Here is a 26,696-nt window from a genome sequence, read left to right on the forward strand (position 1 = left end):
TTCGGCCCCATGTTTTGGATACCCGCCGGAGAAAGGGCGGACACCGATGGCGGGAAGTGGCGACACGCCTCATTGACCCTTCGCCGACCGATAAGACCGCGACCCTCGCGCGCCGGCACAGAAAGAACAGTCTGTTGGCGGCAGCCGAACACGCCATTTGCCAGGCTCAACCTTTGTTGGCGGTGGCGCCTCTCAGCATCTGCTTGTAGCCGTTCTTTGTCATCCACTCTGCCCGCGCCAGATGGCTTTGCCAGCAGCGATATGTGCGCAGTTCTTCGGCGTCGGGATCGCGGCGCAGCACGATCCGCGCCACTTCCTTCCAGTCCGCATCCTCGGCGCTGGCGTCGAGCAGCCGCAGATAGGTCACATAATGCCGCTCGTCATAGGCGGTAATCCTGTCCGAGGCCGGTGCCTCGTCCTCCACGACGGAATCGCGATCAATGGGAGCGCTCATGGCTTTTCCCCTTGTTTCCGATGGGCATGGCTTGCGGTACGCCCCCGCAATTGCCCTCTGACCCTGGTGATCGGGGAGTTCGAAACCGCTGTTACCCGGCCCCATGACCTTTAGGCGGGTAGCCCTGGACATACGCCATGGGCTCCCCGACCATAAGGTTCGAGGTTTGTGGTGCCGTTACGGCCGGCACCAACCGGTAACAGAGGGGTTTCGACGCCCCAGAGCAGCGCGTCTGCTCCGAGCGCCAACATAATAGATCAACACGACCTTGTCTTCGCCAATCGACGCATCGTGATCTGGCGCGTCGGATTCAGTCCTTTAGCAAGAATGCGGATCACACCTGATCGTCCGGCGCAATCAGCTCCACATGGCTGACGCCCAGCGCCTGCGGCAGTCGTAAAGCGTGACCACTCTCGGATTGACCGCCCGCACACGGTCCGGTTGCGCAGGCGGAAAAATCATTCCCAGACCGTCACGACTTCGTTAACACATGATGCAGCGATTGCCGCAATCGAAGGACAGGGTAACTGCAATGGCCCGGGAGTTTCAGGATCAGCCGCCGGCGGGCGACGAGCCGACCAGCTACGACAAGGAGCAGTTGACGCTCTATCTGCGCCTGCTCGACGCGGATCGCGACGGCGCCGGCTGGCAGGAAGCGTTTGAGATCATTTTCGGAATCGATCCGTCCGAGCATCCAGAACGGGCCGAGAAGGTTTTCACCTCGCATCTCGACCGTGCAAAATGGCTTGCTTCAAGCGGTTATCTCGAACTGCTGCTCGCCGGCCGCGGTTGAGATCCGGCGATCCCGGCTCCGCACAGCGTTGCGCTGCCTTTGCGCTTCACAACCTTCCTCTCGGCTTGAATCCTGACCCCTCTCTTTCAAAGGGAACGCGCGCGATGAGGGAGGCAATGCAATGCCACGATACGCCGAGTGGCGGTCTCGATCCGCCTACGACTACATCGACACATTGACGCCTGCGGAACTCGCCTGGGAATTCCTGCGCAGGAACGAGACCTACAGAGAGGAGTACTTCCGTCTTTCGGCGGCAGGCCAGCTCGAGACCGAGGCTGGCCGGGCCCTCGCCGCAAGATGGGGGTTGTGCTTTCCCCGCCGACCCGAGCCGCCCGGCACGAAGGCAGCGGGTGATCTGGTCGCCTGCCGTTGATCCGTCGCGCATCCTGCTGCGCCCCTGCCCGCCCGGCATGGACGGGCCACGCCTCGCCGACCGCGACGATGTGATCGTCAGCGGCCTCGGCGAGGGCGGATTCTGCACCGCCAGCGTCGGCGGCATGGAATTCCCGCTGCTGTTCCTCGCGGGAGGGCCGGACCAGCCCGTCGCAGCGGTCGTCCTCGCCGACGACCTGGCGCTGGATCGGCTGGAGGCGGTGCAGCGCTTCTGGGCCGCGCTCACCGGCGACAAGGCTCCGCCCGATGGCCACCGCATGTCCCGGCAGAAGCGCCAGCGCGCCGGAAAATCCCTGCGCGCCGTCGACGGGCGCAAGGACGGCGCCAGCTACCGGATGATCGCAGAGGTCCTGTTCCCGGCGCACCGGATCACCCTGGCGACGTGGAAGAGCAATGCCCTGCGCGAAACCGCGGTCCGTCTGGTGCGCGACGGGTTCCAGCTCGTTGCCGGCGGATACAGGTCGCTCTTGCATCGCCGCCGACATCGGCGAAAGCGCAAAGGCCAAGCGCTCAGGACCGGCTGAGATAGCTTGCGGCGAGCCTCGCCTCGGCCCGGATCGCATCGGCGCGATCCGGTCGGTCGAGGCGGTCCATTTCCGCCGTAACCTGTTCCCGCTCCTCGATCTCCGCCAGCAGGATCGCCCGCACCCGCTCCGCATCCAGTAAAAGCCGCTCGACCTCCGCCGAGCCGGACAGGAAGCGATGCTGTTCCGCGGCGCCGCTGCTCGCGCGGGCGGGCGGCGCTTCGGCATTGTCGATCGCCGCGATCAACGACCTGATCAGCCTCGCGTCGCCGCCACGGCCGTCCTTCATCGCCGTCCGCAAATCAGCCCGCATGCGGGTCTTCATCTCATGTCCGGCATCCTGCACCATCTCGGCCTCGCGCGGTTTCCTGCAATTGCGAGCGCCCTTCCTATCATTCGCAGCCTTCGAGTGAAACGCCCGAAACCGGCGTCGAGGGGTGTCGAAAATTCTCGAAAATCTTCGACATCCACCCCCGGCCGTTTTTTGCGCCAGGCTGTCCGTGACTACGCGCCGTCCCTGCGGCGGCGCCCTTCGAGAACACGGAATCGCAGCCATGTCCCATGACCATTCCCCCCTGCCCCATCGCTATCTGCGCACCCCCGAAGCCGCCCGTTTCCTCGGCCTCTCGGATCGCACGCTGGAGAAGCACCGCGTCTACGGCACCGGCCCCACCTACAAGAAGCTCGGCGGCCGCGTCGTCTATGCCGTCGGCGACCTCCAGGCCTGGGCCGAGCGCGGCACCGTGACATCGACATCCGATCCGACGCCGCCCGTGCTTCCCGCCCTGCCGAAATACCGCCTGCGCCGGCCGCACCCCGCCGGGCAGAAAGGGTGATCGCCATGTCTTCCCGCAACCGCAAACGCCCCACCGGCGAACGGGCCAAGCTCAGCCCCTTCGTGGTTTCCGGCGGCGATGCCAGTCCCCGCGACCAGCGCGATCTGATGGAACGGCCGTTCTTCTCGCTCGCCAAGACCAAGCGCCTGACGCCGATCCACTACGAATCCGGCGGCGTCCAGGTCCATGTCCAGGGCTTTCCCGAACACGGCATGGCGACGATCTGGGATGCCGACATCCTGATCTGGGCCGCCAGCCAGATCGTCGAGGCCGAGAACGCGGGCCTGCAAACCTCGCGTTTCCTGCGCTTCACCCCTTATCAGCTGCTCACCGCCATCGGTCGCCAGACCGGCGCGACGGAATACCGCCTGCTGAAAAACACCATGGCGCGGCTGCAATCGACGGTGATCCGCACCACCATCCGCCATGGCAAACATTGGCGGCGGCATCAATTCTCCTGGATCAACGAATGGGAGGAATGCGAGACCAGCGACGGCCGGATCGAGGGCATGGAGTTCGTGTTGCCCGAATGGTTCTATCGCGGCGTCATCGACCGCTCGCTGGTCCTGTCCATCGATCCGGCCTATTTCCGGCTGAAGGGCGGCATCGAGCGCTGGCTCTACCGCGTCGCCCGCAAGCATGCCGGCCGTCAGCCCTCGGGCTGGCGCTTCGAGATTCCGCATCTGCACGCCAAGTCCGGCAGCCTCGCCCGACCATCCGATTTCGCCCTCGATATCCGCCGTCTCGTCGCCCGCCAGCCGCTGCCGGGCTATCGCCTCGGCATCGAGCGCGACGGACGCCACCAGCTGCTGCGTATCCGGCCCGCAAAGTTATCCACAGATCCTGTGGATAACTCTGTGGAAGGTATCGGGATTTCGGGCGCAAACGGTATCGGGATTTCAGGCGCATCGCTATCGGGATTTCGGGCGCAAGAGACCCAGTTAACCCTATGGCCAGAAACGCTGATTCCGGCCCTTAACTTAGAATCTAACTTAGAGTCTAACTGTAGTAGGCGCCGCGCCCGCTGTGGAGAACCCGCGCCGAGGGGCCAGGTTTCGCGAACCGGGGCCAGGAATCACGAACTGGAACCGCCGAAAAAGGCCGAGAAAACGGGGCGCCCCGATGGCTGAGTTGTCCCTTAAATCATCGACTGGTTTCCCTTTAATCGTGGACTCGCGGTCTGAACCGGCGACGAGCAGCGACAATACCAACGGCACCTTCGGCCACCGCGGAGCCAGCCGGCAGGCCAGCGAGAGGCCTCACAGACCTCAGGTGTTGGCCCCAGTTGATGAGACTGCTGGCCCCGGATCATGCGACTGGCTCATCGCCGCATCCGATCGATCCGTCACCAGGAAGATCATCGCCACGACCATCCTCACCGGCGATTTCCGGGAGGAAATGCCCCGGCATGCGCCCTACGACCTGATCATTGCCGAAGCCTGCCGCAGGGCTGGCCGCTGCCACATCGGCTGCGAGATCGATCCTGTCATTGCCGGGCACGCCCGTGCGCGGCACGCCATCCAGCGGCCCTCTGACGGCAGGAGGCCAGCATGACGGTTCACCCCATGAACCCGGAGGCCGGCGCAGGACTGGAACCGGACGGGTGCTGCGCGCCCCCGGTTCCGCCGTCTGGCTGCACCCTGGTCGACCTGATCTGGCGCAAGGGCGAGATCGAATACTGGATCCGCTTCGGCCGTTTCCGATTCAAGTGGGTCCAGGACCGCGAACGCCGGACGCTCGGGTTCGCACCCGGCAGCGTCTTCGCCTTCGTGCGCTGGACGGCGAACGGCTACGGCACCACGGCCTCCCGCATCGACATCCTGCGCGCCGTGGAGGCCGACCAGCCCTGCCAGACCATCCCCCATGTCCAGCCCGGCGCCGAGATCCTGCTGAAACTGCATGGCTGGCCGCGCGTCGCGCGCGTGCTGGAAGCCATCGACCGGATCGAGGCCATCGGTATTTCGCCCGGCGATGTCGCGCCGGATTACTGGCGGCATCTCCATCACCGTCTCTCCGCCAACGAGGCGCCGCATCGCTACACGCGCCTGCGGCATGCCGCATGGCTGAAACGCCGCGAGGTGATGCCGTGAGACTACGCCCGATCCTTGGCCTGACGCTCGTCGGCGTCGCGCTTGTTGTTGCACCGGTCCTCTCTGACCATGCGCCCCGACTGATCTGGAACGCCTCGGCCAGCGTGCCCGTCGGGCTCTATGCCCTGCGGCCCGTCGGTGATTTGACCATCGGCGATCTGGTTGCCGTCACGCCGCCCGAACCGCTCGCGGAGTTCATCACCGCGCGCGGCTATGTCGACCCCGGCGTGCCGCTGCTGAAGCGCGTCGCCGCGCTTCCCGGCACGTGGGTTTGCCGCACAGGCACCACGATCACGGTCGCCGGCCAGGTCCTCGGCCAAGCGCGCGACCGGGACAGTCTCGGCCGGCCGCTGCCCATCTGGCAGGGCTGCCGGGTCGTCGGCGCATACGAGGTCTTTCTCATGAACCGGGACGCCGAAGACAGTCTCGACGGCCGCTATTTCGGCCCGCTCCCGGTCAGCAGCGTCACCGCCCGCATCGTGCCCCACTGGACCGATGCGGCGGGCGACGGCCGCTTCCGCCGGCCTGCGGCCGACGCGGCAGGCGGCCCCTGAACTTCTCTCCAACCGCAACCGAAAGGACGAAATGATGCCACAGATCGGAGAATTCACCCGCACGCAATCGGGCTACGAGGGGCGCGTCCGCACCGTCACCCTCGAACTCGCACTGGTCTTCGTGCCGACCCACAACGCCGATGTCGAGAACGCCCCGGATTACCGCATCCATCTCGACGGCGAGGACGGCCCGGAGATCGGCGCCGGCTGGACCCATAGCGGCGAAAAGGCCGGAACCTATATCTCGGTCGCCCTCGACGATCCCGTCCTCGCGCAGCCGATCCGCGCAAGGCTGTTCCAGTCCGACGAGCATGGCCGCAACTGGGGCCTGCACTGGTCTCGCCCCAGAAAACGCGACGAGCGGGACTGAGCCATGCCGGTTTTCCGCCATCACCATGCAGACGCGCGGGCGAGCGCCGCCCGTCAGGCCGCAATTCTTCTGCTTTCCGGCCTGACCTTTGCCGCCTTCCCGGCTGCCGGCCCGCTGGCGCAGACCGTGCAGCCGGTCGCGCAGCAGGCTGGCGATCCTTTCGCCTCTCATGTCGCAGAAGCCTCGCTGCGCTTCGGCATCCCGCCCGGCTGGATCCGCGCCGTGCGGCATGTCGAGAGCGGGGGCAATCCGCAGGCCGTCTCACCGAAAGGCGCCATGGGCCTGATGCAGATCATGCCGGAGACATGGGCGGCGCTGCGCGCCCGCCATGCTCTCGGCAGTGATCCGTTCGATCCCCGCGACAACATTCTTGCCGGCGCCGCCTATCTGCGCGAGATGCATGACCGCTACGGCAGCATTTCGGCCATGCTGGCCGCCTATAACGCGGGACCGGGACGCTACGATGAGCACCTGGTCTCGGGTCGGACCCTGCCGGCCGAGACCCGCGCCTATGTCGCCACGCTGGCGCCGCTGCTCGGCGGCGGCCCGCTCCCCGGCGCGGGTTTCGCGGCCGCGCCGCCGCCAGACTGGCGCGAAGCACCGCTCTTCACAGGCAGCATGATCCCTGTTTCCGGCGCAGAACAGGTGCCATCCGACAGCACAGCAATTGCCCATGCAACGCAGTTCGCTGAACCATCCGATGACGTTTCTGCCGCCCTTACACCGCAGCCGGATGGCCTGTTCGTCCACCGATCCGACGCAGGATCAGTGCAATGAAAAAATCTTCCATTCATCACTTCGTTCACCCCGGCGAAGGGCCCGGCACATGAGGATCGCCTATGCGGACCCGCCTTATATCGGCTGCGCGCATCTCTATCGTGGTCGTGCCGATTACGCCGGCGAGGTCGATCATGCGGCGCTGATCGAACGGCTCGAACGCAACTACGACGGCTGGGTCCTGCACGCCGCCGCGACACCCAGGTCCATCGCTGTCCTCGCGCCGCTCATCGAACCGACCGGCGCCCGGTGGATGGCCTGGGTGAAGGGTTTCGCCGCCTTCAAGCGCAATGTCCCGGTCGCCTGGGCCTGGGAGCCGGTGATCGTCAAACCCGCCCGCAAACCCGTGGTCAGCAAGCGGCTGGTGCTGCGCGACTGGATCCAGGAGAGCATCACCCTGCGTCGCGGCCTGACCGGCGCCAAGCCGGAAGCCGTCTGTCACTGGTGCTTCGAGATGGTCGCGGCGCGGCCCGAGGACACGCTCGACGACCTGTTTCCCGGCACCGGCGCCGTCACCGCGGCGTGGCGCACATGGCAGCGGAAATTCACCCTGCCGGACGATCCGCTAGCCGATCTGCCGCCATCGGACAGCGCCCGCCGGGGACGATCCCTCCCAAGAGGCCCGTCATGAGCATTCGGGAGCCAGATCGCACCAGAGGATACTGCAGAGAAGAGCCGGGCGGCGTGGCCCTGCGGACCGCGCCGCCCGGCTTGGAGAGGCAGGATAAAGGACCGCGAGGTGCGGGCTTGGACGGTCGTGGGTTTTCAATGGGTTATGCCGCGTATCCGCGATGTGCGTCCTCCCTGCGCGAGGTGCGATTTTTTGGCTTTTTCAATGAGTTACTAGGTTTGGCGCGATGTGCGGAGCCCCTGCCATGAGCGGCGACGAGGATTTCCGCATCCGTCCGGGCCGGATCCGCTCGACCCGCGCCCAGCAGACCCGGCCCTTCATCGCCCAGGCGCTCGCCGCCGCGCAGAAGGCCGGCGGCACCGTCTCGCGCAAAGGCAGCATCGGCTCGGGATCGCGCTCCCGCTTCGGGCGCGGCCAGCGCGCCGCCGTGCAGGCCAACCGGCTGATCACCTCCCGCAGCCGAAGCGTGGTCATCAAGGCCCGAGTCGTCCGCAATGGCTGGCGCTCGGGCGCCCTGCCCGCCCATCTTGGCTACCTCTCCCGCGATGGCGTCACCCGCGACGGCGCGAAGGCCCGGATGTTCGGCCCGGAAAGCGACGATGCGGACATCAAGGACTTCGCCGAGCGCTGCAAGGACGACCGGCATCATTTCCGCTTCATCGTCTCGCCCGACGATGCCGTGGACATGACCGACCTGCGCGGCTTCACCCGCGATCTGGTCGGCCGGATGGAGAAGGACCTCGGCACGGAACTGGACTGGGTCGCCGTCGATCACTGGAACACCGGCCATCCGCATGTCCATCTGCTGGTGCGCGGCGTCCGCGACGACGGCGAGAACCTGGTCATCGCGCGCGACTACATCAAGGAAGGCATGCGCGACCGCGCCCGCGACCTGGTCACGCTGGAACTCGGCCCGCGCAGCGAGATCGACATCCGCGCCTCCCTTGTCCGCCAGATGGATGCCGAGCGCTGGACCGAACTCGACCGCCAGCTGGCCCGCGATGCCGCCCGCAGCGGCGTCATCGACCTCGCCCCGCATCCGGACCGGCAGCCCGACGCCTATGCCAGTTTCAAGGTGACCCGGCTGCGCAAGCTGGAAACCCTTGGTCTTGCCGACCAGATCGGGCCGGGCCAATGGGTGCTGACCGAGAACGCCCAGGCGGTGCTGCGCGAGATGGGCCTGCGCGGCGATATCATCAAGCGCGTCCATCGCGGCCTCGGCGAGCGCGGGATCGACCGCGGCAGCGCCCGCTATGTGCTGGCCGGCGAGAGCCTCGACGATCCGGTCCTCGGCCGGCTGGTCGAGCGCGGGCTCGACGACGAGTTGAAGGGCACCGCCTATGCCGTGGTCGACGGCGTTGACGGGCGGACGCACCATATCCGCCTGCCGGATCTCGATGCCGCCGGTGACAGCATGCCCGGCTCCATCGTCGAGCTGCGCAAGTTCGACGATGCCAATGGCCGACGGCGGGTGGCGCTGGCCGTGCGTTCCGATCTCGACATCCGGGCGCAGGTGAGCGCCATGGGCGCGACCTGGCTCGACCGGCAGGCACTGGCCCGCGATCCCGTCGCGCTCGGCGACGACGGTTTCGGCGTCGAGCTGCGCCAGGCCATGAAGCAGCGTGCTGAGCATCTGATCGATGAAGGTCTCGCCCAGCGCCAGGGCGGTCGCGTGATCTTCGCCCGCAACCTTCTCAACCGCCTGCGCGACCGCGAAGTCCAGGCGCTCGGCGAAAAGCTCGCCGCCGAGACCGGCCTGCCCTTCGATCGCGCGGCCAGCGGCGAGCATGTCGGCGGCACCTATCGCCGCCGCTTCCTCCTCGCCTCGGGCCGCTTCGCCATGATCGACGACGGGCTGAGCTTCAGGCTGGTGCCCTGGACGCCGTCGCTGGAACGCCATCGCGGCCGGCATGTCTCCGGCACCGCTCGCGGCGATGGCGGCGTCGACTGGAGCTTCGGCCGCAAGCGCGGGCTGGGGCTGTAAGGAAAGGAATATACCATGACCGGAACGAAGATTCTCTGGGGCCAGATCGCCGTGGTCTTCCTGATCGTCCTCGCCTTCATCTGGGCGGCGACGCAATACGTGGCCTGGCGACTCGGCTTCCAGCCGCAGCTCGGCCCACCCTGGTTCGAGATCTGGGGCATCCCGGTCTATTACCCGCCGGCCTTCTTCTGGTGGTGGTACTTTTATGACGCCTATGCCCCGGCCGTCTTCAATATCGGCGGCATCATCGCCGCCTCGGGCGGATTTCTCGCCATCGGCACAGCCATCCTGATGTCGGTCTGGCGTGCCCGCGAGGCCGAAGACGTCGAGACCTATGGCTCCGCCAGATGGGCGAAGCCCGATGAGGTCAGGGAAGCCGGGCTGCTGGGACCGGACGGCGTCGTGCTCGGCAAGCTGGGGGAGGATTATCTCCGCCACGACGGCCCGGAACATGTGCTCTGTTTCGCACCGACCCGATCCGGCAAGGGTGTCGGGCTGGTGGTGCCGACCCTCCTGACCTGGCCGGGCTCGGCCATCGTCCACGACATCAAGGGCGAGAACTGGCAGATCACCGCCGGGTTCAGGGCAAAGCATGGCCGGGTGCTGCTCTTCGATCCGACCAATGCGGCCTCGGCTGCCTACAACCCCCTGCTGGAAGTCCGGCGCGGCGAATGGGAGGTGCGCGACGTCCAGAACATCGCCGACATCCTGGTCGACCCCGAAGGCTCGCTGGAAAAGCGCAACCATTGGGAAAAAACCAGCCACGCCCTGCTGGTCGGCGTCATCCTGCATGTGCTCTATGCCGAGACCGACAAGACCCTGGCGAGGGTCGCGGGTTTCCTCTCCGATCCGCGCCGCTCGATCGAGGCGACGCTGGCGGCGATGATGAAGACCCCGCATCTGGGCGCGGCCGGGCCGCATCCGGTCATCGCCAGCGCCGCGCGGGAACTGCTGAACAAATCCGAGAACGAACGCTCCGGCGTGCTGTCCACCGCCATGTCCTTCCTCGGCCTATATCGCGACCCGGTCGTCGCCCAGGTGACCAGCCGCTGCGACTGGCGCATCGCCGATCTGATCGCGGGCGGGACACCCTCGACGCTCTATCTGGTGGTGCCGCCTTCGGACATCTCGCGCACCAAGCCGCTGATCCGGCTGGTGCTGAACCAGATCGGCCGCAGGCTGACCGAGGATCTGCACGCAAAAGACCGCAGGCACCGGGTGCTGATGCTGCTGGACGAGTTCCCGGCGCTGGGTCGGCTGGACTTCTTCGAATCCGCCCTGGCCTTCATGGCCGGCTACGGGCTGAAGAGCTTTCTCATTGCCCAGTCGCTGAACCAGATCGAAAAAGCCTATGGGCCGAACAACTCGATCCTCGACAATTGCCATGTCCGGGTCAGCTTCGCCACCAATGACGAGCGCACAGCCAAGCGGGTCTCCGACGCGCTTGGCACCGCCACCGAGATGAAGGCGATGAAGAACTATGCCGGGCATCGGCTGGCACCCTGGCTCGGCCATATCATGGTCTCGCGTTCCGAGACCGCCCGGCCGCTGCTGACCCCCGGCGAGGTGATGCAGCTGCCGCCCGAGGACGAGATCGTCATGGTCGCCGGTACCCCGCCGATCCGGGCCGGGAAGGTGCGATACTATCAGGACGGGCGGTTTCGGGAGCGGGTCGTCGATCCGCCGGTACTGCCGCAGGGTGCCACGCTGCGGCCGGATGACTGGAGCGGGCTGGCGATCCCCGCCACCCCGAAAGTCGATGTCGCTCCCATGTCCGACGGCACCGGCAGCGAGGACAGCACCGAGTCCGAGCAGCGCCTGCAGCCGGAACTGAGCCGAACCGCCACAGTCGAGCGCTGGCAGCCGATCGAAAACGAGTTCGATTTCGGCGAGCCGGCCGACGAGGCGGAGGAGAACCTCGCCCGGACCAGCCGCATGACCCGCAACATGCTGACCGTCGCCCGCCAGGCCTCCATGGACCGGGACGACGGGATCGAACTCTAGGAGGACGCCATGGCGAAATCCCCCCGCAAACAGCGCCTCTCGGTCTATCTGGAGCCGGAGATCATGCAGGCGCTGGCCGCCCATGCCGCGCGGCGCAACCAGTCCCTGTCGCTGATCGCCGAGGCCGGCATCGCCTCCTTCCTGTCGCCCGACGCTGCGGAACGGCAGGAGGCGGCGCTGATCCGGCGCCTCGACCAGATGGACCGCCGCCTGACCCGGCTGGAGCGCGACCTCGGCATCGCCGTCGAAACGCTGGCGGTCTTCGTGCGCTTCTGGCTCACCACCAGCCCGCCTTTGCCCGAGCCAGCCCAGCAGGCCGCCCGCGCCGGCGCCGCCAAGCGCTACGATGCCTTCGTCACCGCGTTGGGGCGACGGCTGGCGCAGGGGCCGAAACTCAGGCAGGAAGTCGCGGAGGAGGTCGAAGGCGAGGCGCAGCAAGCTTCACCCGGCGGTGACGCAGGCGATTAGCCGCGATCCGGCCACCTTCGGGGATTGCTGCGACGGTCAGTCATCTCACCTAAGGTGGTTCGCTGGTTCCCTTTCATGTTCTCAAAAATTCGGCCGCACGTTCGCCAATCATGATCGAAGGCGCATTCGTGTTTCCACTACTGAGGTTCGGCATGATCGAGGCATCTGCGATGCGCAATCCGGCCACACCCTTTACCCGCAAGCGGGAATCGACGACCGCCCCGGTATCCTGTCCCATCCGACAGCTGCCGACCGGATGGCACATGTTGACCGCCGTCCGGCGAATGGTCTCCTCCCATTGTTTGTCGGTCTGGACCGCCGGGCCAGGACCGGCTTCGTCGAGGACATAGTCTGCCATCGGCTTTTGCCGGACGATCTCGCGTGCGATGCGGCAGGCTTCGGTGAGACGACGAACGTCGTCGGCACTGTCGAGCAGGCGGTAGTGGATAACGGGATCCTCGCGAATATCCGACGAGCGCAATTCGATCCGACCACGCCCCACCGGTCGACAAAGACTGACCGCCGTGGTAACCGAAGACGATTTGATGAACTCCACACCCTGGTCCAGGACTATGTAGCCGGCGGGCATGAAGCTCATTTGAAAATCCGGCCTGCCATCGCTTCCATCGGTGGAGCCGTAAAGCGTCACATGGCACATTCCCGATGCAGCCGATCCGGTTCGCGACAGGAGCCACTGCAAACCTGATTTCGCCATTCCCAAAAGATTCAGTTCATCGTTCCACGTTCGCTGGGCAACCCGGTTGCTGATCCACATGCATGGATGGTCCTGTATCCCCTGCCCCACTCCCGGCAAATCGATAAGAGTCTTGATCCCGACCGCCTGCAGATGATCCGCTGGGCCGATCCCGGACAGCATCAACAGCTTCGGCGTGATCAGGGCCCCGGCAGAAAGGATTACTTCCGATCCGGCCTGGACGGTTTCTGCCCGGCCCTTGCGGATGTAGCGTATCCCGATCGCTCGGCCACCTTCGACGATCACCTTTTCCGCCACCGCATTGGTCACGACGGTGAGGTTCTTCCTCCCGAGAACAGGACGGAGGTAGCCGTGAAAGGTACTTTGACGCTGACCGCGAGACGCGCTGGTCGGACAAGGCATGACACCACTGCCGGTGCGCTTCAGGTCTGTCGTGTTTTCAGGAAGACCCCAATTCCGCGCGGCACTCATGAAGTTTTTCGCCATGGGGTGCATGGGTGTCGGCCCGGAGATTTCCAGTTTATCCTCGACCCGGCCAAAAGCGCGATCGACCTCCTCCAGGCTCCAGTCGCCGCCCGCTGCCGAGTTCCAGTCCTCGTAATCTTGGCGCAGGCCCTTGACATAGACCATGCCGTTGATAGCGCTGCCGCCGCCCAGTCCGCGTCCCGGAGTCAACCCTTCCTTGCGGTCGTATCGGGTGGGGTCGGGTTCGGCCGTCATCATCCAGTGGAACTTTGGGTTCCCTTTGACGAAGTATATGCCATTTGGGATCTGCAGAAACAGATTCCGCCCACCACCGCCCGCCTCCAAGAGACAAACCGTTACGGCGGGATCCTCGCTCAACCGCGCGGCGACCACCGCACCCGCCGAGCCGCCGCCGACCACTACATAGTCATAAGTCTTCATAATGTTCCTGCCTTCAGAACCAAAGGATCAATGACCATAGGTCGGAGTGGGTGGAATCGGAGAGAAGTGATGCAAAACGATCTTCCACTCTCCATCGCGGCGCGCCACTACAAGGGAGGTGCGCAGCCGATTGCGGCTGACCGATCCGTCGGCCATGTCATACGTGAAATCGCCGAACCCCTGAGCCAGGAACGCATCCGCTCCCAGAGGACGGATTTCCTGCTCCACGAGAACGAGCCTGGCCCCCTTCAGGATGTCCTTGTAGTATGCGAAGTAGTCCCGGACGGACCGTTGCCCCACCGAGTGATTTGTCAGCAGGCCATAGAAAACCGCATCGTCCCAGTAGACTTGCGCCATCCGATCTGCGTCCCAGGTCGCGGCCCCGGCATTGAAGGCCGCGAGAACTTGGCCGAGAAGGATGTTGTCCTGCATCATGGCTTCGTCATGCGGCATTCCGCAGCGCCTCCCTGCGGCAATGATCAAGCCAGTTGCGAATTTCAACCTGGCGCCTCGAGGGATCCAGAAGATCGGCCCCCAGTGCATATTGCCACGCGATGTCCTTTCTGTCCGGCATATCCTCAAGGATTTCGAGGTTTCTGGCATATGTCTCGAGTTCATCCACTGTCTGGAAACTGCCCTCTTCCTTGATCAGACGCGGACCGTAGCGGCGCAATGTCGCCGCGATGTCTCGAAGAGAGAATTCCGGATGATATTGCACGCCCCAGAACACGCCGTTGCCGTGGCGAATCTCAAGCGCCTGCACTTCGCTGACCTCATTGAAGGCGGTAACGACGGCATTCTCGGGCAGCCGGGAGACATGGTCTGAGTGAACAGCGGGCGTGTCGAAAACCTGAGGTCGTCCGACGTGCATCGGGTGCCCCCTTCCGGCTTCGGTCAGTTGCACGGCCCGAGAATAGCCGACCTCACGGCCGCGCTCATTGCGGATGACCTCGCCGCCTGCCGCGACCACCGCCACCTGCAATCCCCAACATGAACCGAAAAAGGGAAGACCGCTCTCGAAAATCTGCAGGGCAAGCTTCACCTGTCGTTGCACAGGCGGAATGTCCTGATAAGCGTTCAAGGCAGAACCGGTGATCACGACGCCCCGGTAGCGCGCGAGATGGTCGAGACCCACATCGTCCCGATCGGCGGGGCACAGGATCTCGCAGCGCACTAGCGGATCCAGTTTTTGCAAAACATCCGCATAAGCTTCGCCCGGAGTGCGCCCGGTGAGGCGTCGGTTGTGCTCCCGAACCTCTGCTATGTTGCCTTCCAGAACGAGTATTTCCATTGTTCAGACCCTCAGGAATGCGTCAGTTCAAATGCTGCGCAGGTGAAAGGAAGCTGGCCGGGTCACGCCCTCGAAGCCCAGGACGGAAAGGGAAACGCCGCGGCCGGTATCCTTGAGACCTGCCCAGGCGAGGTAAGGATCGGCATAGTCACAGCGATTCATATAGACCGTGCCGGTCTGGAGCCTGTCTCCAAGGCGTTCAGCGGCCTCGTTGTCCTGCGTCCAGATCGAGGCCGTCAGCCCGAAGCTGCTATCGTTCATTAACGCGACAGCTTCCTCGTCCGAGCGCACCTTCATCACGCCGATCACCGGTCCGAAAGTCTCGTCGCGCATCACGTCCATATCGTGGTCGACATTCACCAGCAGATGCGGCATCACGAAAGCGCTTCCTTCACCCGCCGCGCGAAAACGGCTCGGGTCTATGATCTGACGCGCGCCGCGCGCCAGCGCTTGCCGGACCTGCGCCCGCACCGTCTCCGCATACCGCACCGAGGCCATGGGCCCCAGTGTCGTTTCTTGTTCCAGCGGGTTGCCGAGCACCAGTGCCGAGGCCTCTGCCTCCAGCTGCGCGACGAAGTCGTCATAGACGGCCTCATGGACATAGACCCGCTCGACCCCGCAGCAACATTGCCCCGAGTTGAAATAGCCGCCATCGGCCAGTGCCTGCGCCGCGAAATCCAGTCGGGCATCGGGTCGGACATAGGCGGGGTCCTTGCCGCCAAGTTCCAGCGTCAATGATGCGAATGTGCCGGAAGCAGCGCGTTCGATCTCGGCGCCGCCCCGCACCGATCCGGTAAAGCTGATATGATCGAACCGGCGAGCGGCAATCAGACGAGCCGTGGTTTCATGATTCATATGAACGCTGGTGAAAACTCCATCGGGCAAGCCGGCAGCGCGGAATGCTTCAGTGACCCGATCCGCGACAAGCAGAGTCTGGACCGAGTGTTTCATCATCACGGCATTTCCGGCAAGGAGTGCTGGAATCACCGGATTGATCACCGAGAGATAGGGATAGTTCCAAGGAATGATGGCCAGCACCACGCCCTTTGGCACCCGCTTGATCTTGCGGGCAATTCGCGGTTCCTGTGGGGGCATATAGGTCGCCAGCCCCTCCTCGGCGATAGCGAGCAGGACATTGATGCGCTCGCGCATGGAGTTCAACTCTCCGCCATAGCGCACCGGGCGACCCATCTGAATCGCCAGTTCAGGCACCAGTTCCGGGTTCATCCGCTCGATCTCAGCCAGAAATCGGCCTATATGTCGCTTGCGCTCCTCCAGCGGCGTTGCGGCCCAGTCTGCCTGTGCCCTCCGAGCCTTGTCCAATGCTGCTTCCAGCGCGGCATCGCTATCATAATTCCGCTGCGCAACGACGCGGCCGTCAATGGGCGAAATGCAAACCAGGTCCGACATCATTGTCCCTCAGATCAGTTCGAAATAGCGTTCGAGTTGCCAGTCCGTGACCGCCTTCTGGGCTTCGCGTTCCTCCCAGCGGCGTGTCATGGCGTAATGCTCTACGAATTGGTCTCCGAAGAGGTCGCGCGCGGCGACCGAGCCTTCGAGACGGTTGGCCGCATCCAGAAGCCGCGCCGGGAGAACCCGCTCGGGCGCATGTTCCTTATCGTAGGAGTTGCCTGCGATCGGTGCATCCGGCTCGATGCGGTTCTCGATCCCCCAAAGGCCTGAGGCCAGTGCCGCGGCGATGGCGACATAGGGATTGATGTCGGCACCGGCGATCCGGTATTCAACGCGCTGGCTTTTCGGCGACCCTTTGATTGCCCGCAAGGCGCAGGTGCGATTCTCGAACCCCCAGGTCGCCTGGGTGGGCGCCCACATGCCCGGCACCAGGCGGGTGAAGCTGTTCACGGTCGGCGCCACCATTGGCAGCACCTCGGGCATCAGAGTCTGTTGCCCGCCGATGAACCAAAGCATCTCCTGCGAGGCTGTTTCGGGGCGTTCGGAATCATGGAAGACCGGCTTTCCATCCTTGGTTTGCAGGGACAGGTGCAGATGCCCCGACTGCCCTGGCCAATCGTTCGACCACTTGGCCATGAACGTCGCCATCTTGCCAAGGCGTTGCATCTGGATCTTTGCAAAAGTCTTGAACAGGAACGCGTTGTCGGCGGCAGTCAGCGGATCGGAATAGGTCAGCGCCGCCTCCATCACCCCCGGCCCCGTCTCCTCATGCAGGCCCTCGATGGGAATGTTGAGCTGGCGGCACATGGACAGGACCGCTTCGTAAGTATCCGAATGGACGGATGCACGCAGCATCGAATAGCTGAACGAACCCGGCGCCAGATTCTCCATGTTGCGGTAGTGCTTCGTTCGCACGGAGTGCGGTGTCTCGTTGAAGACGAAGAACTCGAACTCGCTGGCCACGCAGGCCTTGAAGCCCAGACGATCCGCACGTTCGACAACACGCTTGAGAAGGCTGCGGGGACAGAGCGTGGTCGCCTTGCCGGTAAACTCGCTCAGGAAGAAGAGCCTCCCATCCTCATCTGGAAGCATACGGCAAGTTTCCGGGATAATACGCGCCTCGGCGTCCGGATAGCCTGTATGCCAGCCGGTGAACTTGCTCTCCGGGTTGAGCGTGTCCGTCATGTCCCAGCCGAACAGCACATCGGCAAAGTTGAACCCGTTTTCCAGCGCTGACAGGAACTTGGGGGTAGAAAGGTATTTTCCCCGCATGATACCATCGAGGTCGGCGATACCGATCTTGATGTGTTCGGCACCACTGTCGCGCACGATCTGCGCAGCATCTTCAAGGGTTCTGACGTTCTCGGGCTGCATTTCGGTTTCCTCACCTGCTTGGCGCCACCAGACTTGAATCTGACTGTCTTGGCTCTCCTGATCCACGAGGTGACTACGCTCTTCCCATGGACAGGAAAAGTAAGGCAGATTACAGATCAAGAGGGTTTCCCCATTGCTGTAATGTGTGATACAATTTCTGCAGGACGTCAAGCGCTGAAACAAAGGAACCAGGCCCGTGTCATCAAAAGAGCCGGAAACCATGCAACTGGCCCTGTCCGAGCGTATCCGCCGCAACATGGACACCTTTACGCCGAGCGAGAAGCTTGCTGCCCACGCACTGCTCGCCAGCTACCCGTTCGCCGGCCTTGAAACCGTCGCCCAGTTCGCAAGCCGCGCCTCGGTGTCCGCACCGACCATCCTGCGCTTCGTATCCCGGCTGGGCTTTTCCAGCTATCCCGAGTTTCAGCGCGGGCTGCGCAGTGAGCTTGAGGCGCAACTCGAAACACCCGTCACCAAGGCCCCGGTCCATGACGGCAGCAGCGCCGGCGATCAGGGCGATGCGTCGCTGATCCACGACGTCGCCGATCGTCTCCAGGAGAACATCCGCGCCACCATCGACAGCACCATCCCAGCAGTGCTGAATGCGGTCATTTCCGCTCTTTCAGACGAGAAGAGGAACATCCACCTGCATGGTGGCCAGTTCACGGGGTCCTATGCCAGCTATCTGGCCACCCACCTGCGGATGATGAGACGGGGCGTCACCCTGCTGGAGCAACGCAACTGGAAAGACCGGGCAATGGACATGGGCCGCAAGGACGTCCTGGTCTTGTTCGACATTCGCCGATACGATCCGGAAACGCTGCAACTGGCCAGGACCGCACGCAGCCAGGGGGCATCGGTCATCCTGATCACTGACACATGGCTTTCTCCCGCGACTCGCGAAGCCACCCATCTATTGCCGGCTTATATCCGCACCGGCCATAATTGGGATTCCACGGTCGGAATCCTGCTGCTGTGCGAGACCATCATCACGGCGGTAACGCATCAGCTGTGGCCCAAGGCGAAGGAGCGGCTGTCGGCGATGGAGCAGTTGCGCGAAGGCATGTGAGCCCGTTCTGTCCATCGTCCATGGGGTATTCGCGCCTCCAGCCCCTCGGAGCAATGCAAACGATAACCTAGGCCCGGTCGCCCTCAGCACCTTTTTCTCCGGGCCAGGAAAGAAGTTATCCCAGCCGCCGCGCAGGAACAGTTCATGCGTGTTCCATACCTGGACATAGCCACAGCGAAACGCATACCAGAAGAGGTCTTAAACCATGGTTGCAGCCCCCTTGTCGAATGAACCGGTTTCGATTGCGGTTTCAGGGTCGCTTTGCTCATCCGCTGTTCCTCAACACCTGAACAAGGTGCTGACCGAACTGGCTGGGAATGTGTTTGCAGCCTTGCGTTACGCCGGAGCCGAACCTCACTTTCTCGAGGCCAGTCGATTGCAGCTTGATCCGGCCGGGGCAATCGCAAATGTCCAGGCACTGCTCATCTTGGGTGGGGCGGACGCCGATCCGCACCTCTACGGCCATGCCGAAGCGGCAACTTCCCTCTATGGCGTCAACCGGGATGCCGACCATTTCGAAATGGAGCTGTGTCGGCTGGCTCGACTGCGACGAATTCCGATCCTTGGCATCTGCCGCGGTATGCAGCTGATCAATATCGCCTTTGGCGGCGACCTGATTCAGGACCTCGGACGCGATAGCATCCATTACGTCGCCGCTGATAACGCATCCATGACTGAGCATCTTGTCCGCTTGGAGCCCGACACACGTCTTCGGGGGATCTATGGCGAACGAGAACTGTCGGTTCTATCCGGCCATCATCAAGCCGTGCGGGAACTGGGGCGGGGTTTGCGTGTCGGGGCTCGTGCGCCCGATGGCATGATCGAGTCGATCGAGGCCGATGGTCCTGACTGGGTGATAGGCGTGCAGTGGCACCCGGAAGCAACCGAAGCGTCACAATCCGACCGCAACCTATTGTTCCGATCCTTCGTCGCTGAAGCAATGTGTCGCAACACTGCCCTAACTTAGGCTGGGGGCCTCGCATTCATAACGATGCAAAACTGGCGCCATGACACGGGGTATCCGGGCCTCATATACAGCTCCGCCACCTATTGCCTGTAAGGATCTGCACGGCGCTCCGGATTGCCGGTTTGGATCTTATCGATGTTGGACGCCGCGTGCGGGATCAATCCCATCGGTGAAGCTCGGCTCGTGATCGTGCCAAACTGCTGCTGGCTTCCACGACGCGTGGCATCACCTACACCAGGGTATACCGCACCGAGGCGGCATTCAGCGCAGAATCCTGAGCTCGTGGCCTCCGGTCAAACCGGATGGCCGAAAGATCAGCGCACAGGCCAAGAGTATGCCCAGCCCGATCTCCTGGGATCCCAACGGCAAGGCCAAGGTTACTGTCGAAACTTGGACACCGCCTTCCAATGCACGCAGAAGCTCGATCACCGAGGTAACGGCAAGCACTCCGATCACCGCGCCTGTCAGGCTGGACATCCCACCGACGACCAGCATGGCTATCACGGTGAAGGTCAATGTCAGGTAAAAGGACTCCACCGCAAGAAGGCCCAGAAACTGCGCATAGAGTCCACCCGCGAGGCCGGTTACGCCTGCGCTGAGGACAAAGGCGATCAGCCGCATCCGCCGCAAATGCACCGCGGAGGCTTGGGCCGCGACCGCATCGTCGCGACATGCCTTCAGCAGAAGGCCGTAGCGCGAGTTCTGGAACAACCATGCGATGAAGATCGCCAATACGGAAAAGCCGAACGCCGTCCATGGTCCCACGACTTTGGGAATGCCCACGATCGTGCTGACCCCGGCCGTCACGGAATCCCAGTTGGAATAGACGCTGTAGACAATCATCAGAAAGGCGAAGCTGGCGATGGCTGCCGCCATGCCCGATAGCCGCATGATCGCCACCCCGAGAAGCCAGGCCACCATCATGGGCAGGACAATAGCGAGCCCGAGCGCCAGCGGGAACGGATACTGGTTTTCTTGAAGAAAGACCGGCAGCCCCGACAGCATCATCTGCTTGAACATCGGCTGGGCTGTGCACCATCCCGCCGCATAGGCGCCAATGCACATGAAGCCGATATGTCCGAAGGATACGATCCCGGAATTGCCGACGAAGATGTAAAGCCCGACGACCGCAATCATCCGGATGAGCATCTCGGTCACCGCCGACGGACTGCTGCCCGCCAATACCGTAACAGCAGTGACGGCGACGATCAGCACGGAGAGAAGGACAGGGGTCTGGTATTTTGCAAATGTCTTCTGCATTTCGCCAATCCTTCAGATGCGCTCGAAAGAGGTTTTGGATGGTATGAGGCCTGCCGGGCGCCAAAGCAGAACGGCGATGACGATCCCGAAGGCGAAGGCGTCGCGGAAAGGACGCAGGTCCGCCGGCAGATAGGCCTGGAGCATCGTGACGATCATGCCGATGGCGAAGCCGCCGACCACCGCGCCGGTCAGACTGCCCATGCCACCGACGACAACCGCCACGAAGGCGAACAGAGCAAGCGGTACACCCATCGTATGGCTGAGCATACCGGATTGCATCGTGAACAGCAGAGAGACCACCGCGGCCAGGATGCCGCTGATCACGAAAGCCAAGCCGATCACAAAGTTACCCCTGACACCAAGATATTGCGCCATGCGGAAATCCTCGGCGGCGGCGCGCATCTGGATTCCGTATCGTGTCCGCCGCAGGAACAACCCAAGCGCTGTCATCAGAATGATCGTGATGCCCAACGTGACGAGCTGGAGCAATGGAACACGCAGATCGCCGAGTTGGATCTGCATGTTCAGCCCACCGCCCAGATCGATTGCCTTGGGACGAGAGCCGTAGAGCATCAGAATGCCGTTCTGCAGGATATAGCTGACCGCGAAAGAGGCGATCATAAGGGTTGGAGCGCTGGCCTTGCGCAACGGCCGGAAGAACAGCCCGTCAGCGACCAGCGCAACGATTGCCACGATCAGGCAAACCAACGGAAGGATAGCGATCCAGGGCAGCTTGCCCAGGAACACCTGGGCCGCAGCATCGGCCGACGGCACGATCAACGCATAGGCACCGACCGTGATGAAATCGCCATGGGCGAAATTGATCAGCCGCAGGATTCCGAAAAGAAGCCCGATCCCAAGCGCTACCAGTGCGTAGATGCTGCCGAGGCTCAGGCCGTCGATAAGGTTCTGGAGGAAATTCGTCATGATGCCGCACCTTCGTCCTGTGGGTGGAATCCGAAGTAAGCCTGCGAAATCGCTTTCCCATCGCGCAGATTGACGGCGAGATCTTCCAGTTGCACACGTCCGCCGCGCAACACGTAGATGCGGTCCGCATGCTTGAGGATGCGCTCCGAACTCTGCTCGTTGATCAGCAAGGTCAGCCCGTCGCGGCTGCGCATCTCCAGTACCGTATGATAGATCTGCTCGGTGATCATGGGAGCCAAGCCGAGCGAGGGTTCGTCGATCATCATCAGGCGTGGTCGGGTCATAAGCCCACGAGCCACGACCAGCATTTGCTGTTCGCCCCCGGAAAGCCGGGCCGCGAGCGAGCCGGATCTTTCCCGAAGCCGGGGGAAGATTTCGAACGTCCGCTCGATGTCATCGGCAATCTGCCGGCTCGAACTCTTGAGCATTCCGCCAATCCTCAGATTGTCGGTCACCGTCAGAGTGCCGAAGACATGACGCCCTTCCGGCACCATGGTCACGCCAAGCGCCGCGATATCCTCCGGCTTTACCCCCGCGATACTTTCCCCGTTCAGACGAATATGACCGCTGCGCAGGCCGACGCCGCCGGCGATAGCGGTCATCAAGGTGGATTTCCCGGCCCCGTTCGGCCCGATCACGCAGACCGCCTCCCCCTCCTGGACATAGATCGAAACGTCGCGCAGCGCGACCATGTCCCCGTAGGAGACGTTTGCGGACAAAACCTCCAGCATACGGCCCATCATGCCTCTCCCAGATAGGCGGCGACGACGGCCGCATTCGCCTTGATCTCCTCAGGCGTGCCGCTTCCGATGGTCTTGCCGCCGTCCAGCACATGGATGCGGTCGCTGATACTCATCACCACGCGCATATTGTGCTCGATCAGAAGAACGCCGCAGGTGAAGTTTTGCGGGATCGCGACAATTACCTCATTGAGGGCTTCGCACTCGGTGTCGGACATCCCGGCCGCAGGTTCGTCCAGCAAGATGAAAGCGGGGGGCACGACGAGGGCACGCGCGATGCTCAGCCGGCGCTGGTCGGTATAGGCCAGCGACCCAGCCTTCGACCACGCCATGTCCGACAGGCCCAGCCAGTTCAGCATTGCCGCCGCCTTGTCATGTGCGATGCGCCGCGAAAGGCCGAGGCCCACACCGGTTACTTCGACATTCTCGATCACGGACATGTCGCGAAACAGGCGGCCCGCCTGAAAGGTCCGCGCGATACCCATCTCACGGAACTTGGTCACCGACCAGCCCAGCGTATTCTCCCCGCCCAGCGTCACACTGCCGGTGGTAGGGCGCTGAAAACCCGTCAGGCAGTTCACCAGCGTGGTTTTCCCGGCTCCATTCGGTCCGATCAGCCCCAGTATCTCATCCCGCCGGAGCGACAGGGTAACATCCGAGATCGCGGCGAGCCCGTCAAACATCACCCCGAGCCCTGAGCAGCCCATCGTCATTGCATCGGTGCGCGCGTGGGCGCTCCCCGTTTCCACGGAACCTACATATTGGTCCAACATCTCAATCCCCTTGAACCGCAGGGTCGGTGCGTGCCGCACCGACCCTGCCGAGCGATTTTCAGTTCTTTGTGCGGAATAGGACATTGTCGGGGATCGGCTGGTCGATGCGCCATTCTCCGACCATGCTTTGCTTGCCGTCGCGAAATTCGGTGATCAACAGCGGCACATTGGTCTGGATATGAATCATCGGACTAAAGCTGCGCGGGCCGAGCACGGTTGGAACTTCCGCATAGGTGTTCATCTCGGCGACGACCGCCTCGGCATCGGTTGTGCCCACCTTCTCCACTGCCTGCGCCCAAAGATCGAGCCATGCGTAGATCGGATAGGCCCAGATCGTCGAAGGTCTCTGACCAAAACGGGACTCATAGGCAGCCGTCAGCTGATTGATCTCGGCACGCGGGTCGTCCCCGGTGGTCATTGCTTGCACGGGAATATAGAAATCCTTCAGGCCGGGCACCGAATCCAGCCAGTAGGTCCCGTCTAGGGTCGCCAGGCTGAGAATGGGAATATCGATTCCTGCAGCACGGATCTGGCGCAATGCGCTTCCGGCTCCGGGCATGGTCGAACAGAACATCACATGGTCGACCGCGTCGTTGCGGATCGCTTCCGCCAGACGAGTGATCTGCGAGCTGATGACCGGATCGACGCCCTTGAACGAATCCCGGCCGACAATCTCGCTTCCCTGCTGCGCCATCTGCCAATCATATCCAGCACAGGCGGCCTTGTTGTATTCGATCGTTTCATCCAGCAGAACATATCCCTTGGAGAAGCTCTTCTCCTTGCTGCCCCATGCGGCCATGGTCACGCCATCCAGCTGTCCGGCCGTATTGGATGTGAAACTGTAGGGACCGATGGCAGGAACCACGCGGGGTTCGGCCGCACAGATGAACACGTTCACGATCTCCGCCGAAGCCGCGGCCAGCGCGGCAGGCGAGCCATAATCGAGATCGCAGGATACGACGAGCAGATCGCTGCCCTGAGAGACCAGGTCCTCCCCGACCTTGGCGCCGACCACCCGGTCGGTCTTGGTGTCTCCTCTGATCAATTCGATCTGCTCGCCGAGCAAGCCGCCCGCGGCGTTTTTCTGCTCGACCCATAGCTCGGCCATGTTGCCGGCCTCGCCGTCATAGGCTTGCATCCAGCCCGAGTAGGCCAGTGCCATGCCGACGGTGACACCATTGTCCTGTGCAAGACCAGCATGTGGCGTGGCCAGCAAGGTCGCAAGGGCAAGCGCGCCCCCGCAATCGCGGAACTTCGTCATGTCTCTCTCCATGTTGGACATTCCAGAAAGCTGGATGGCTGGTGCGGCGGATCGCTCTCATGGGATACTTCGCCGCAGTCGGACCGCCCCGATGGGTGGGGCGATCCAATGCCGCCTCGCAGGCAGCCTTGAGGTGGAGCGCCGCAGTCGGCGCTCAGTCCTTCCAATGCGCGATGCTGCGCCGTTCGTAGAGCGCGCGGAAATCGCGCGTGGTGTCGGGCAGCAAGGCGCCCGTGCCCCAGTCGAGAATCGTGGCGTAATGGCGCACGCAGTCGAACTGGTCGATCTCGCCGGCGCGGAACATCCCCGCGACCATCTCGGGATCCATTCGAGCGCGTGCCGCACGAGTTTCGCGCTGCGTCGCGCGTTCCCTCTCGGTCGCGTCGAGATCGAGACGGAATTCCAGCACTTCCGGATCGATCGCCTCAATGATCACGCCGTAGTCCTTGCGTGCGCGCTCAAGCGAGACGTAGTCGTCGATCACATCCTCCAGCACCGCTTGAGGATCACGCTCCAGGGGATCGCCGTAGCCGCCACCACCGCCGGTGGGACGGGTAATGTAGTCGCCCTCATACAGATGCTCGCCGGAGAAGCCGACGCCGAGCCACGTCGGTTCGCTGGCGCCTTTGCGCGTTACCGCAATTCCCATCGGCGTCGCCGGCAGGCCTCCTTCGCTGCCCCACGCAACCGAGCGTTCGCGGTCGCAGATATACGACAGCACCGTATCATCGAGTTGGGTGAAGGTATGAGACTTCACCGCCCCGACCCCGCCGCGCCACTTGCCCGGTCCGCCAGAATCGGTTTGGATCTCGAACTCGTTCACCACCATCGGGATGAAGCGTTCCTGCCCCTCGATCGGTTGCGAGCGAAGGCCCGTCCCGAAAGACGATGGCCCCATCCCGGCACCGTCCTTGCCATTGCGGCCACCCCAGCCGCCAGGCAGCCAGTCATAGAACATGAAAAACGGATTGTTGTCGAAACGCTTGTCGGTTCCTCCGACCAGGAGGAACTCGATATTGAACACGCAGGACATGGCGCGTTCCTTCAAGACCATCGACCACAGTTCGTAAGTTGCGTTCATCACCTTCTCGAAGGCCATCAGATAGGCCTGCGACGGTCCCGGCCACTGAACGTTGATCATGGTGCCCTTGGGCGCGATCACGTCCATCACCCGGTAAAACCCGTGGTTGATCGGCAGATCCGGGAAAAATGTCTTCATCCCGGCCACCAGCCCCGAAAAGGATCCCCCGAAAGACGCGTTGTAGATCGAGCGGATCTGCGGGTGGGTGCCGGTGAAGTCATAGGTGACCTGGTCGCCCTTCTTGGTCATCTTGATCTTCACCGGCAGCATCTTGTCACCCGGATTGCCGGGGTCCTTGTCGAAATACTCCGTGACCTCCCACTCGCCGTCCGGGATCTCGCGCAGCCGTAGGCGCATGGCGCGCTCGGTGTGGTTTTGCACCTCCTGGATGCCGTCCTCCACGGTGTCGCGGCCGTATTTCTCCACCAGCCGCAGGATCTCACGCTGGCAGACCAGCGTGGCCTCGGTCTGCGCCACCATGTCGCCGATGATCGAATCCGGGTCGCGAGTCATCTTGGCAATCAGATTTGCCACGTCCTTGCGCCAGACCCCTTTGTCCACCACGCGGGTCGGGGGCACACGTACGCCCTCGCGGAACATGTCTCGCGCGCCGGTATCCAGCGAGCCGGGAACCCCGCCGCCCACATCCTGCCAATGGCCGTTGGCCTGACTCCAGGCGATCAGCTTGCCATCCGAGAAGATCGGCCGACACAGGCGGAAGTCGCAGAAATGCGTGCCCCCCTCATACGGGTCGTTGATGATGAAGACGTCGCCTTCATGGATGTCGCCTTCGAAATCCCGAATCACCGCCTTGCAGGTGTTGTGCATGGTGCCGACATGGACCGCACAATCCTCGCTGCCCTGCGCCACCAGATTGCCTTCGGCATCATGCAGCGAACACGAGAAGTCGCGGTTGTAGACCACGAAGGAATAGCAGGTCCGCAGGATCTGCTCGCCCATCTGGTCGACCGAGTTGATGAATGAGTTCTTGAGAACTTCGAAGGTGACAGGATCGAGATCGATCTTCCTGGTGTCGAGCAT

The 26,696-nt window shown here is 63.3% G+C and carries 29 protein-coding genes; 16 read left to right on the forward strand and 13 right to left on the reverse strand.

The window, feature by feature from the left end; all coding sequences use genetic code 11:
* Positions 1-166 precede the first annotated feature (166 nt).
* Positions 167-454: a DNA -binding domain-containing protein gene (locus E3U25_RS00005; protein WP_116221525.1), complete on the reverse strand. Its 288-nt coding sequence runs from the start codon at positions 452-454 to the stop codon at positions 167-169.
* A gap of 493 nt (positions 455-947) precedes the next feature.
* Between E3U25_RS00005 and E3U25_RS00010 the strand changes: the two genes are divergently transcribed.
* The 3 genes from E3U25_RS00010 (at position 948) to E3U25_RS00015 (ending at position 2,164) form a co-directional block, all read left to right on the forward strand.
* A complete protein-coding gene (locus tag E3U25_RS00010; RefSeq protein WP_116221760.1) occupies positions 948-1,247 on the forward strand; it encodes a DNA -binding domain-containing protein in 300 nt (99 codons plus the stop codon).
* Positions 1,248-1,368: 121 nt separating this feature from the next.
* Positions 1,369-1,620 (forward strand): transcriptional regulator domain-containing protein, encoded by a 252-nt coding sequence (locus E3U25_RS24940; RefSeq protein WP_116221524.1) that lies wholly within the window; start codon positions 1,369-1,371, stop codon positions 1,618-1,620.
* Complete coding sequence (locus E3U25_RS00015; RefSeq protein WP_208861559.1) at positions 1,598-2,164, forward strand: DUF2285 domain-containing protein; 567 nt, start codon at positions 1,598-1,600, stop codon at positions 2,162-2,164. Before E3U25_RS24940 ends, E3U25_RS00015 begins: the two co-directional genes overlap by 23 nt.
* Here the strand turns inward: E3U25_RS00015 and E3U25_RS00020 are convergent.
* Positions 2,151-2,489 (reverse strand): GatB/YqeY domain-containing protein, encoded by a 339-nt coding sequence (locus tag E3U25_RS00020; RefSeq protein ID WP_147304492.1) that lies wholly within the window; start codon positions 2,487-2,489, stop codon positions 2,151-2,153. The genes E3U25_RS00015 and E3U25_RS00020 overlap by 14 nt on opposite strands.
* Before the next feature lie 229 nt (positions 2,490-2,718).
* Between E3U25_RS00020 and E3U25_RS00025 the strand changes: the two genes are divergently transcribed.
* From E3U25_RS00025 to E3U25_RS00075, 11 genes are all read left to right on the forward strand, one after another.
* On the forward strand, positions 2,719-3,000 hold the full coding sequence (locus E3U25_RS00025; RefSeq protein WP_116221522.1) for a helix-turn-helix transcriptional regulator: 282 nt from the start codon (positions 2,719-2,721) through the stop codon (positions 2,998-3,000).
* Between the two features lie 5 nt (positions 3,001-3,005).
* Complete coding sequence (locus tag E3U25_RS00030) at positions 3,006-4,130, forward strand: replication initiator protein A (protein WP_116221758.1); 1,125 nt, start codon at positions 3,006-3,008, stop codon at positions 4,128-4,130.
* Positions 4,123-4,554 (forward strand): hypothetical protein, encoded by a 432-nt coding sequence (locus tag E3U25_RS00035; protein WP_147304491.1) that lies wholly within the window; start codon positions 4,123-4,125, stop codon positions 4,552-4,554. The genes E3U25_RS00030 and E3U25_RS00035 overlap by 8 nt, the downstream gene beginning before the upstream one ends.
* Positions 4,551-5,090 (forward strand): DUF2840 domain-containing protein, encoded by a 540-nt coding sequence (locus E3U25_RS00040; RefSeq protein WP_244295047.1) that lies wholly within the window; start codon positions 4,551-4,553, stop codon positions 5,088-5,090. The genes E3U25_RS00035 and E3U25_RS00040 overlap by 4 nt, the downstream gene beginning before the upstream one ends.
* Entirely contained in the window at positions 5,060-5,644 is a 585-nt protein-coding gene (locus E3U25_RS00045) for a S26 family signal peptidase (protein ID WP_116221519.1), read from the forward strand. Before E3U25_RS00040 ends, E3U25_RS00045 begins: the two co-directional genes overlap by 31 nt.
* A gap of 34 nt (positions 5,645-5,678) precedes the next feature.
* Positions 5,679-6,014: a DUF736 domain-containing protein gene (locus tag E3U25_RS00050; protein WP_116221757.1), complete on the forward strand. Its 336-nt coding sequence runs from the start codon at positions 5,679-5,681 to the stop codon at positions 6,012-6,014.
* 3 nt (positions 6,015-6,017) lie between these two features.
* On the forward strand, positions 6,018-6,791 hold the full coding sequence (locus E3U25_RS00055; RefSeq protein ID WP_116221518.1) for a lytic transglycosylase domain-containing protein: 774 nt from the start codon (positions 6,018-6,020) through the stop codon (positions 6,789-6,791).
* A 49-nt stretch (positions 6,792-6,840) separates the two neighbouring features.
* A complete protein-coding gene (locus E3U25_RS00060; RefSeq protein WP_116221517.1) occupies positions 6,841-7,422 on the forward strand; it encodes a hypothetical protein in 582 nt (193 codons plus the stop codon).
* 244 nt (positions 7,423-7,666) lie between these two features.
* Positions 7,667-9,406, forward strand: coding sequence for a relaxase/mobilization nuclease domain-containing protein (locus E3U25_RS00065; protein ID WP_116221516.1), 1,740 nt, complete (start codon positions 7,667-7,669; stop codon positions 9,404-9,406).
* Between the two features lie 15 nt (positions 9,407-9,421).
* Positions 9,422-11,410 (forward strand): conjugal transfer protein TraG, encoded by a 1,989-nt coding sequence (locus E3U25_RS00070; protein WP_116221515.1) that lies wholly within the window; start codon positions 9,422-9,424, stop codon positions 11,408-11,410.
* A 9-nt stretch (positions 11,411-11,419) separates the two neighbouring features.
* Positions 11,420-11,878: a CopG family transcriptional regulator gene (locus E3U25_RS00075; protein WP_116221514.1), complete on the forward strand. Its 459-nt coding sequence runs from the start codon at positions 11,420-11,422 to the stop codon at positions 11,876-11,878.
* Positions 11,879-11,951: 73 nt separating this feature from the next.
* Here E3U25_RS00075 and E3U25_RS00080 read toward each other — a convergent pair whose 3' ends face one another.
* Genes E3U25_RS00080 through E3U25_RS00100 form a run of 5 tightly spaced genes read right to left on the reverse strand, consistent with a single transcriptional unit; the run spans position 11,952 to position 17,577 of the window.
* A complete protein-coding gene (locus E3U25_RS00080; protein ID WP_116221513.1) occupies positions 11,952-13,499 on the reverse strand; it encodes a GMC family oxidoreductase in 1,548 nt (515 codons plus the stop codon).
* A 27-nt stretch (positions 13,500-13,526) separates the two neighbouring features.
* Complete coding sequence (locus E3U25_RS00085) at positions 13,527-13,952, reverse strand: SgcJ/EcaC family oxidoreductase (protein WP_166435461.1); 426 nt, start codon at positions 13,950-13,952, stop codon at positions 13,527-13,529.
* Positions 13,942-14,790: a type 1 glutamine amidotransferase gene (locus E3U25_RS00090; RefSeq protein WP_116221511.1), complete on the reverse strand. Its 849-nt coding sequence runs from the start codon at positions 14,788-14,790 to the stop codon at positions 13,942-13,944. Before E3U25_RS00090 ends, E3U25_RS00085 begins: the two co-directional genes overlap by 11 nt.
* Positions 14,791-14,817: 27 nt before the next feature.
* Complete coding sequence (locus E3U25_RS00095; protein WP_116221756.1) at positions 14,818-16,200, reverse strand: aldehyde dehydrogenase family protein; 1,383 nt, start codon at positions 16,198-16,200, stop codon at positions 14,818-14,820.
* A 9-nt stretch (positions 16,201-16,209) separates the two neighbouring features.
* Positions 16,210-17,577: a glutamine synthetase family protein gene (locus tag E3U25_RS00100; RefSeq protein ID WP_116221510.1), complete on the reverse strand. Its 1,368-nt coding sequence runs from the start codon at positions 17,575-17,577 to the stop codon at positions 16,210-16,212.
* 220 nt (positions 17,578-17,797) lie between these two features.
* Here E3U25_RS00100 and E3U25_RS00105 point away from each other — a divergent pair, with 220 nt between their 5' ends.
* Together E3U25_RS00105 and E3U25_RS00110 are read left to right on the forward strand one after the other, a co-directional pair.
* Positions 17,798-18,646 (forward strand): MurR/RpiR family transcriptional regulator, encoded by an 849-nt coding sequence (locus E3U25_RS00105; RefSeq protein ID WP_116221509.1) that lies wholly within the window; start codon positions 17,798-17,800, stop codon positions 18,644-18,646.
* A 205-nt stretch (positions 18,647-18,851) separates the two neighbouring features.
* Positions 18,852-19,613, forward strand: coding sequence for a gamma-glutamyl-gamma-aminobutyrate hydrolase family protein (locus E3U25_RS00110; RefSeq protein WP_116221508.1), 762 nt, complete (start codon positions 18,852-18,854; stop codon positions 19,611-19,613).
* Positions 19,614-19,874: 261 nt separating this feature from the next.
* Here E3U25_RS00110 and E3U25_RS00115 read toward each other — a convergent pair whose 3' ends face one another.
* The 6 genes from E3U25_RS00115 to E3U25_RS00140 form a co-directional block, all read right to left on the reverse strand.
* Positions 19,875-20,873, reverse strand: coding sequence for a branched-chain amino acid ABC transporter permease (locus tag E3U25_RS00115; RefSeq protein ID WP_116221507.1), 999 nt, complete (start codon positions 20,871-20,873; stop codon positions 19,875-19,877).
* Between the two features lie 12 nt (positions 20,874-20,885).
* Positions 20,886-21,800 (reverse strand): branched-chain amino acid ABC transporter permease, encoded by a 915-nt coding sequence (locus E3U25_RS00120; protein WP_116221506.1) that lies wholly within the window; start codon positions 21,798-21,800, stop codon positions 20,886-20,888.
* Positions 21,797-22,540 (reverse strand): ABC transporter ATP-binding protein, encoded by a 744-nt coding sequence (locus E3U25_RS00125; protein ID WP_116221755.1) that lies wholly within the window; start codon positions 22,538-22,540, stop codon positions 21,797-21,799. Before E3U25_RS00125 ends, E3U25_RS00120 begins: the two co-directional genes overlap by 4 nt.
* On the reverse strand, positions 22,540-23,313 hold the full coding sequence (locus E3U25_RS00130) for an ABC transporter ATP-binding protein (RefSeq protein WP_244295045.1): 774 nt from the start codon (positions 23,311-23,313) through the stop codon (positions 22,540-22,542). The genes E3U25_RS00125 and E3U25_RS00130 overlap by 1 nt, the downstream gene beginning before the upstream one ends.
* Before the next feature lie 58 nt (positions 23,314-23,371).
* Complete coding sequence (locus E3U25_RS00135; protein ID WP_166435460.1) at positions 23,372-24,574, reverse strand: ABC transporter substrate-binding protein; 1,203 nt, start codon at positions 24,572-24,574, stop codon at positions 23,372-23,374.
* A 154-nt stretch (positions 24,575-24,728) separates the two neighbouring features.
* A complete protein-coding gene (locus E3U25_RS00140) occupies positions 24,729-26,696 on the reverse strand; it encodes a hydantoinase B/oxoprolinase family protein (RefSeq protein ID WP_116221504.1) in 1,968 nt (655 codons plus the stop codon).

It is taken from the genome of Paracoccus versutus, from assembly GCF_029909795.1.
GTDB classification, from domain to species: Bacteria; Pseudomonadota; Alphaproteobacteria; order Rhodobacterales; family Rhodobacteraceae; genus Paracoccus; species Paracoccus versutus.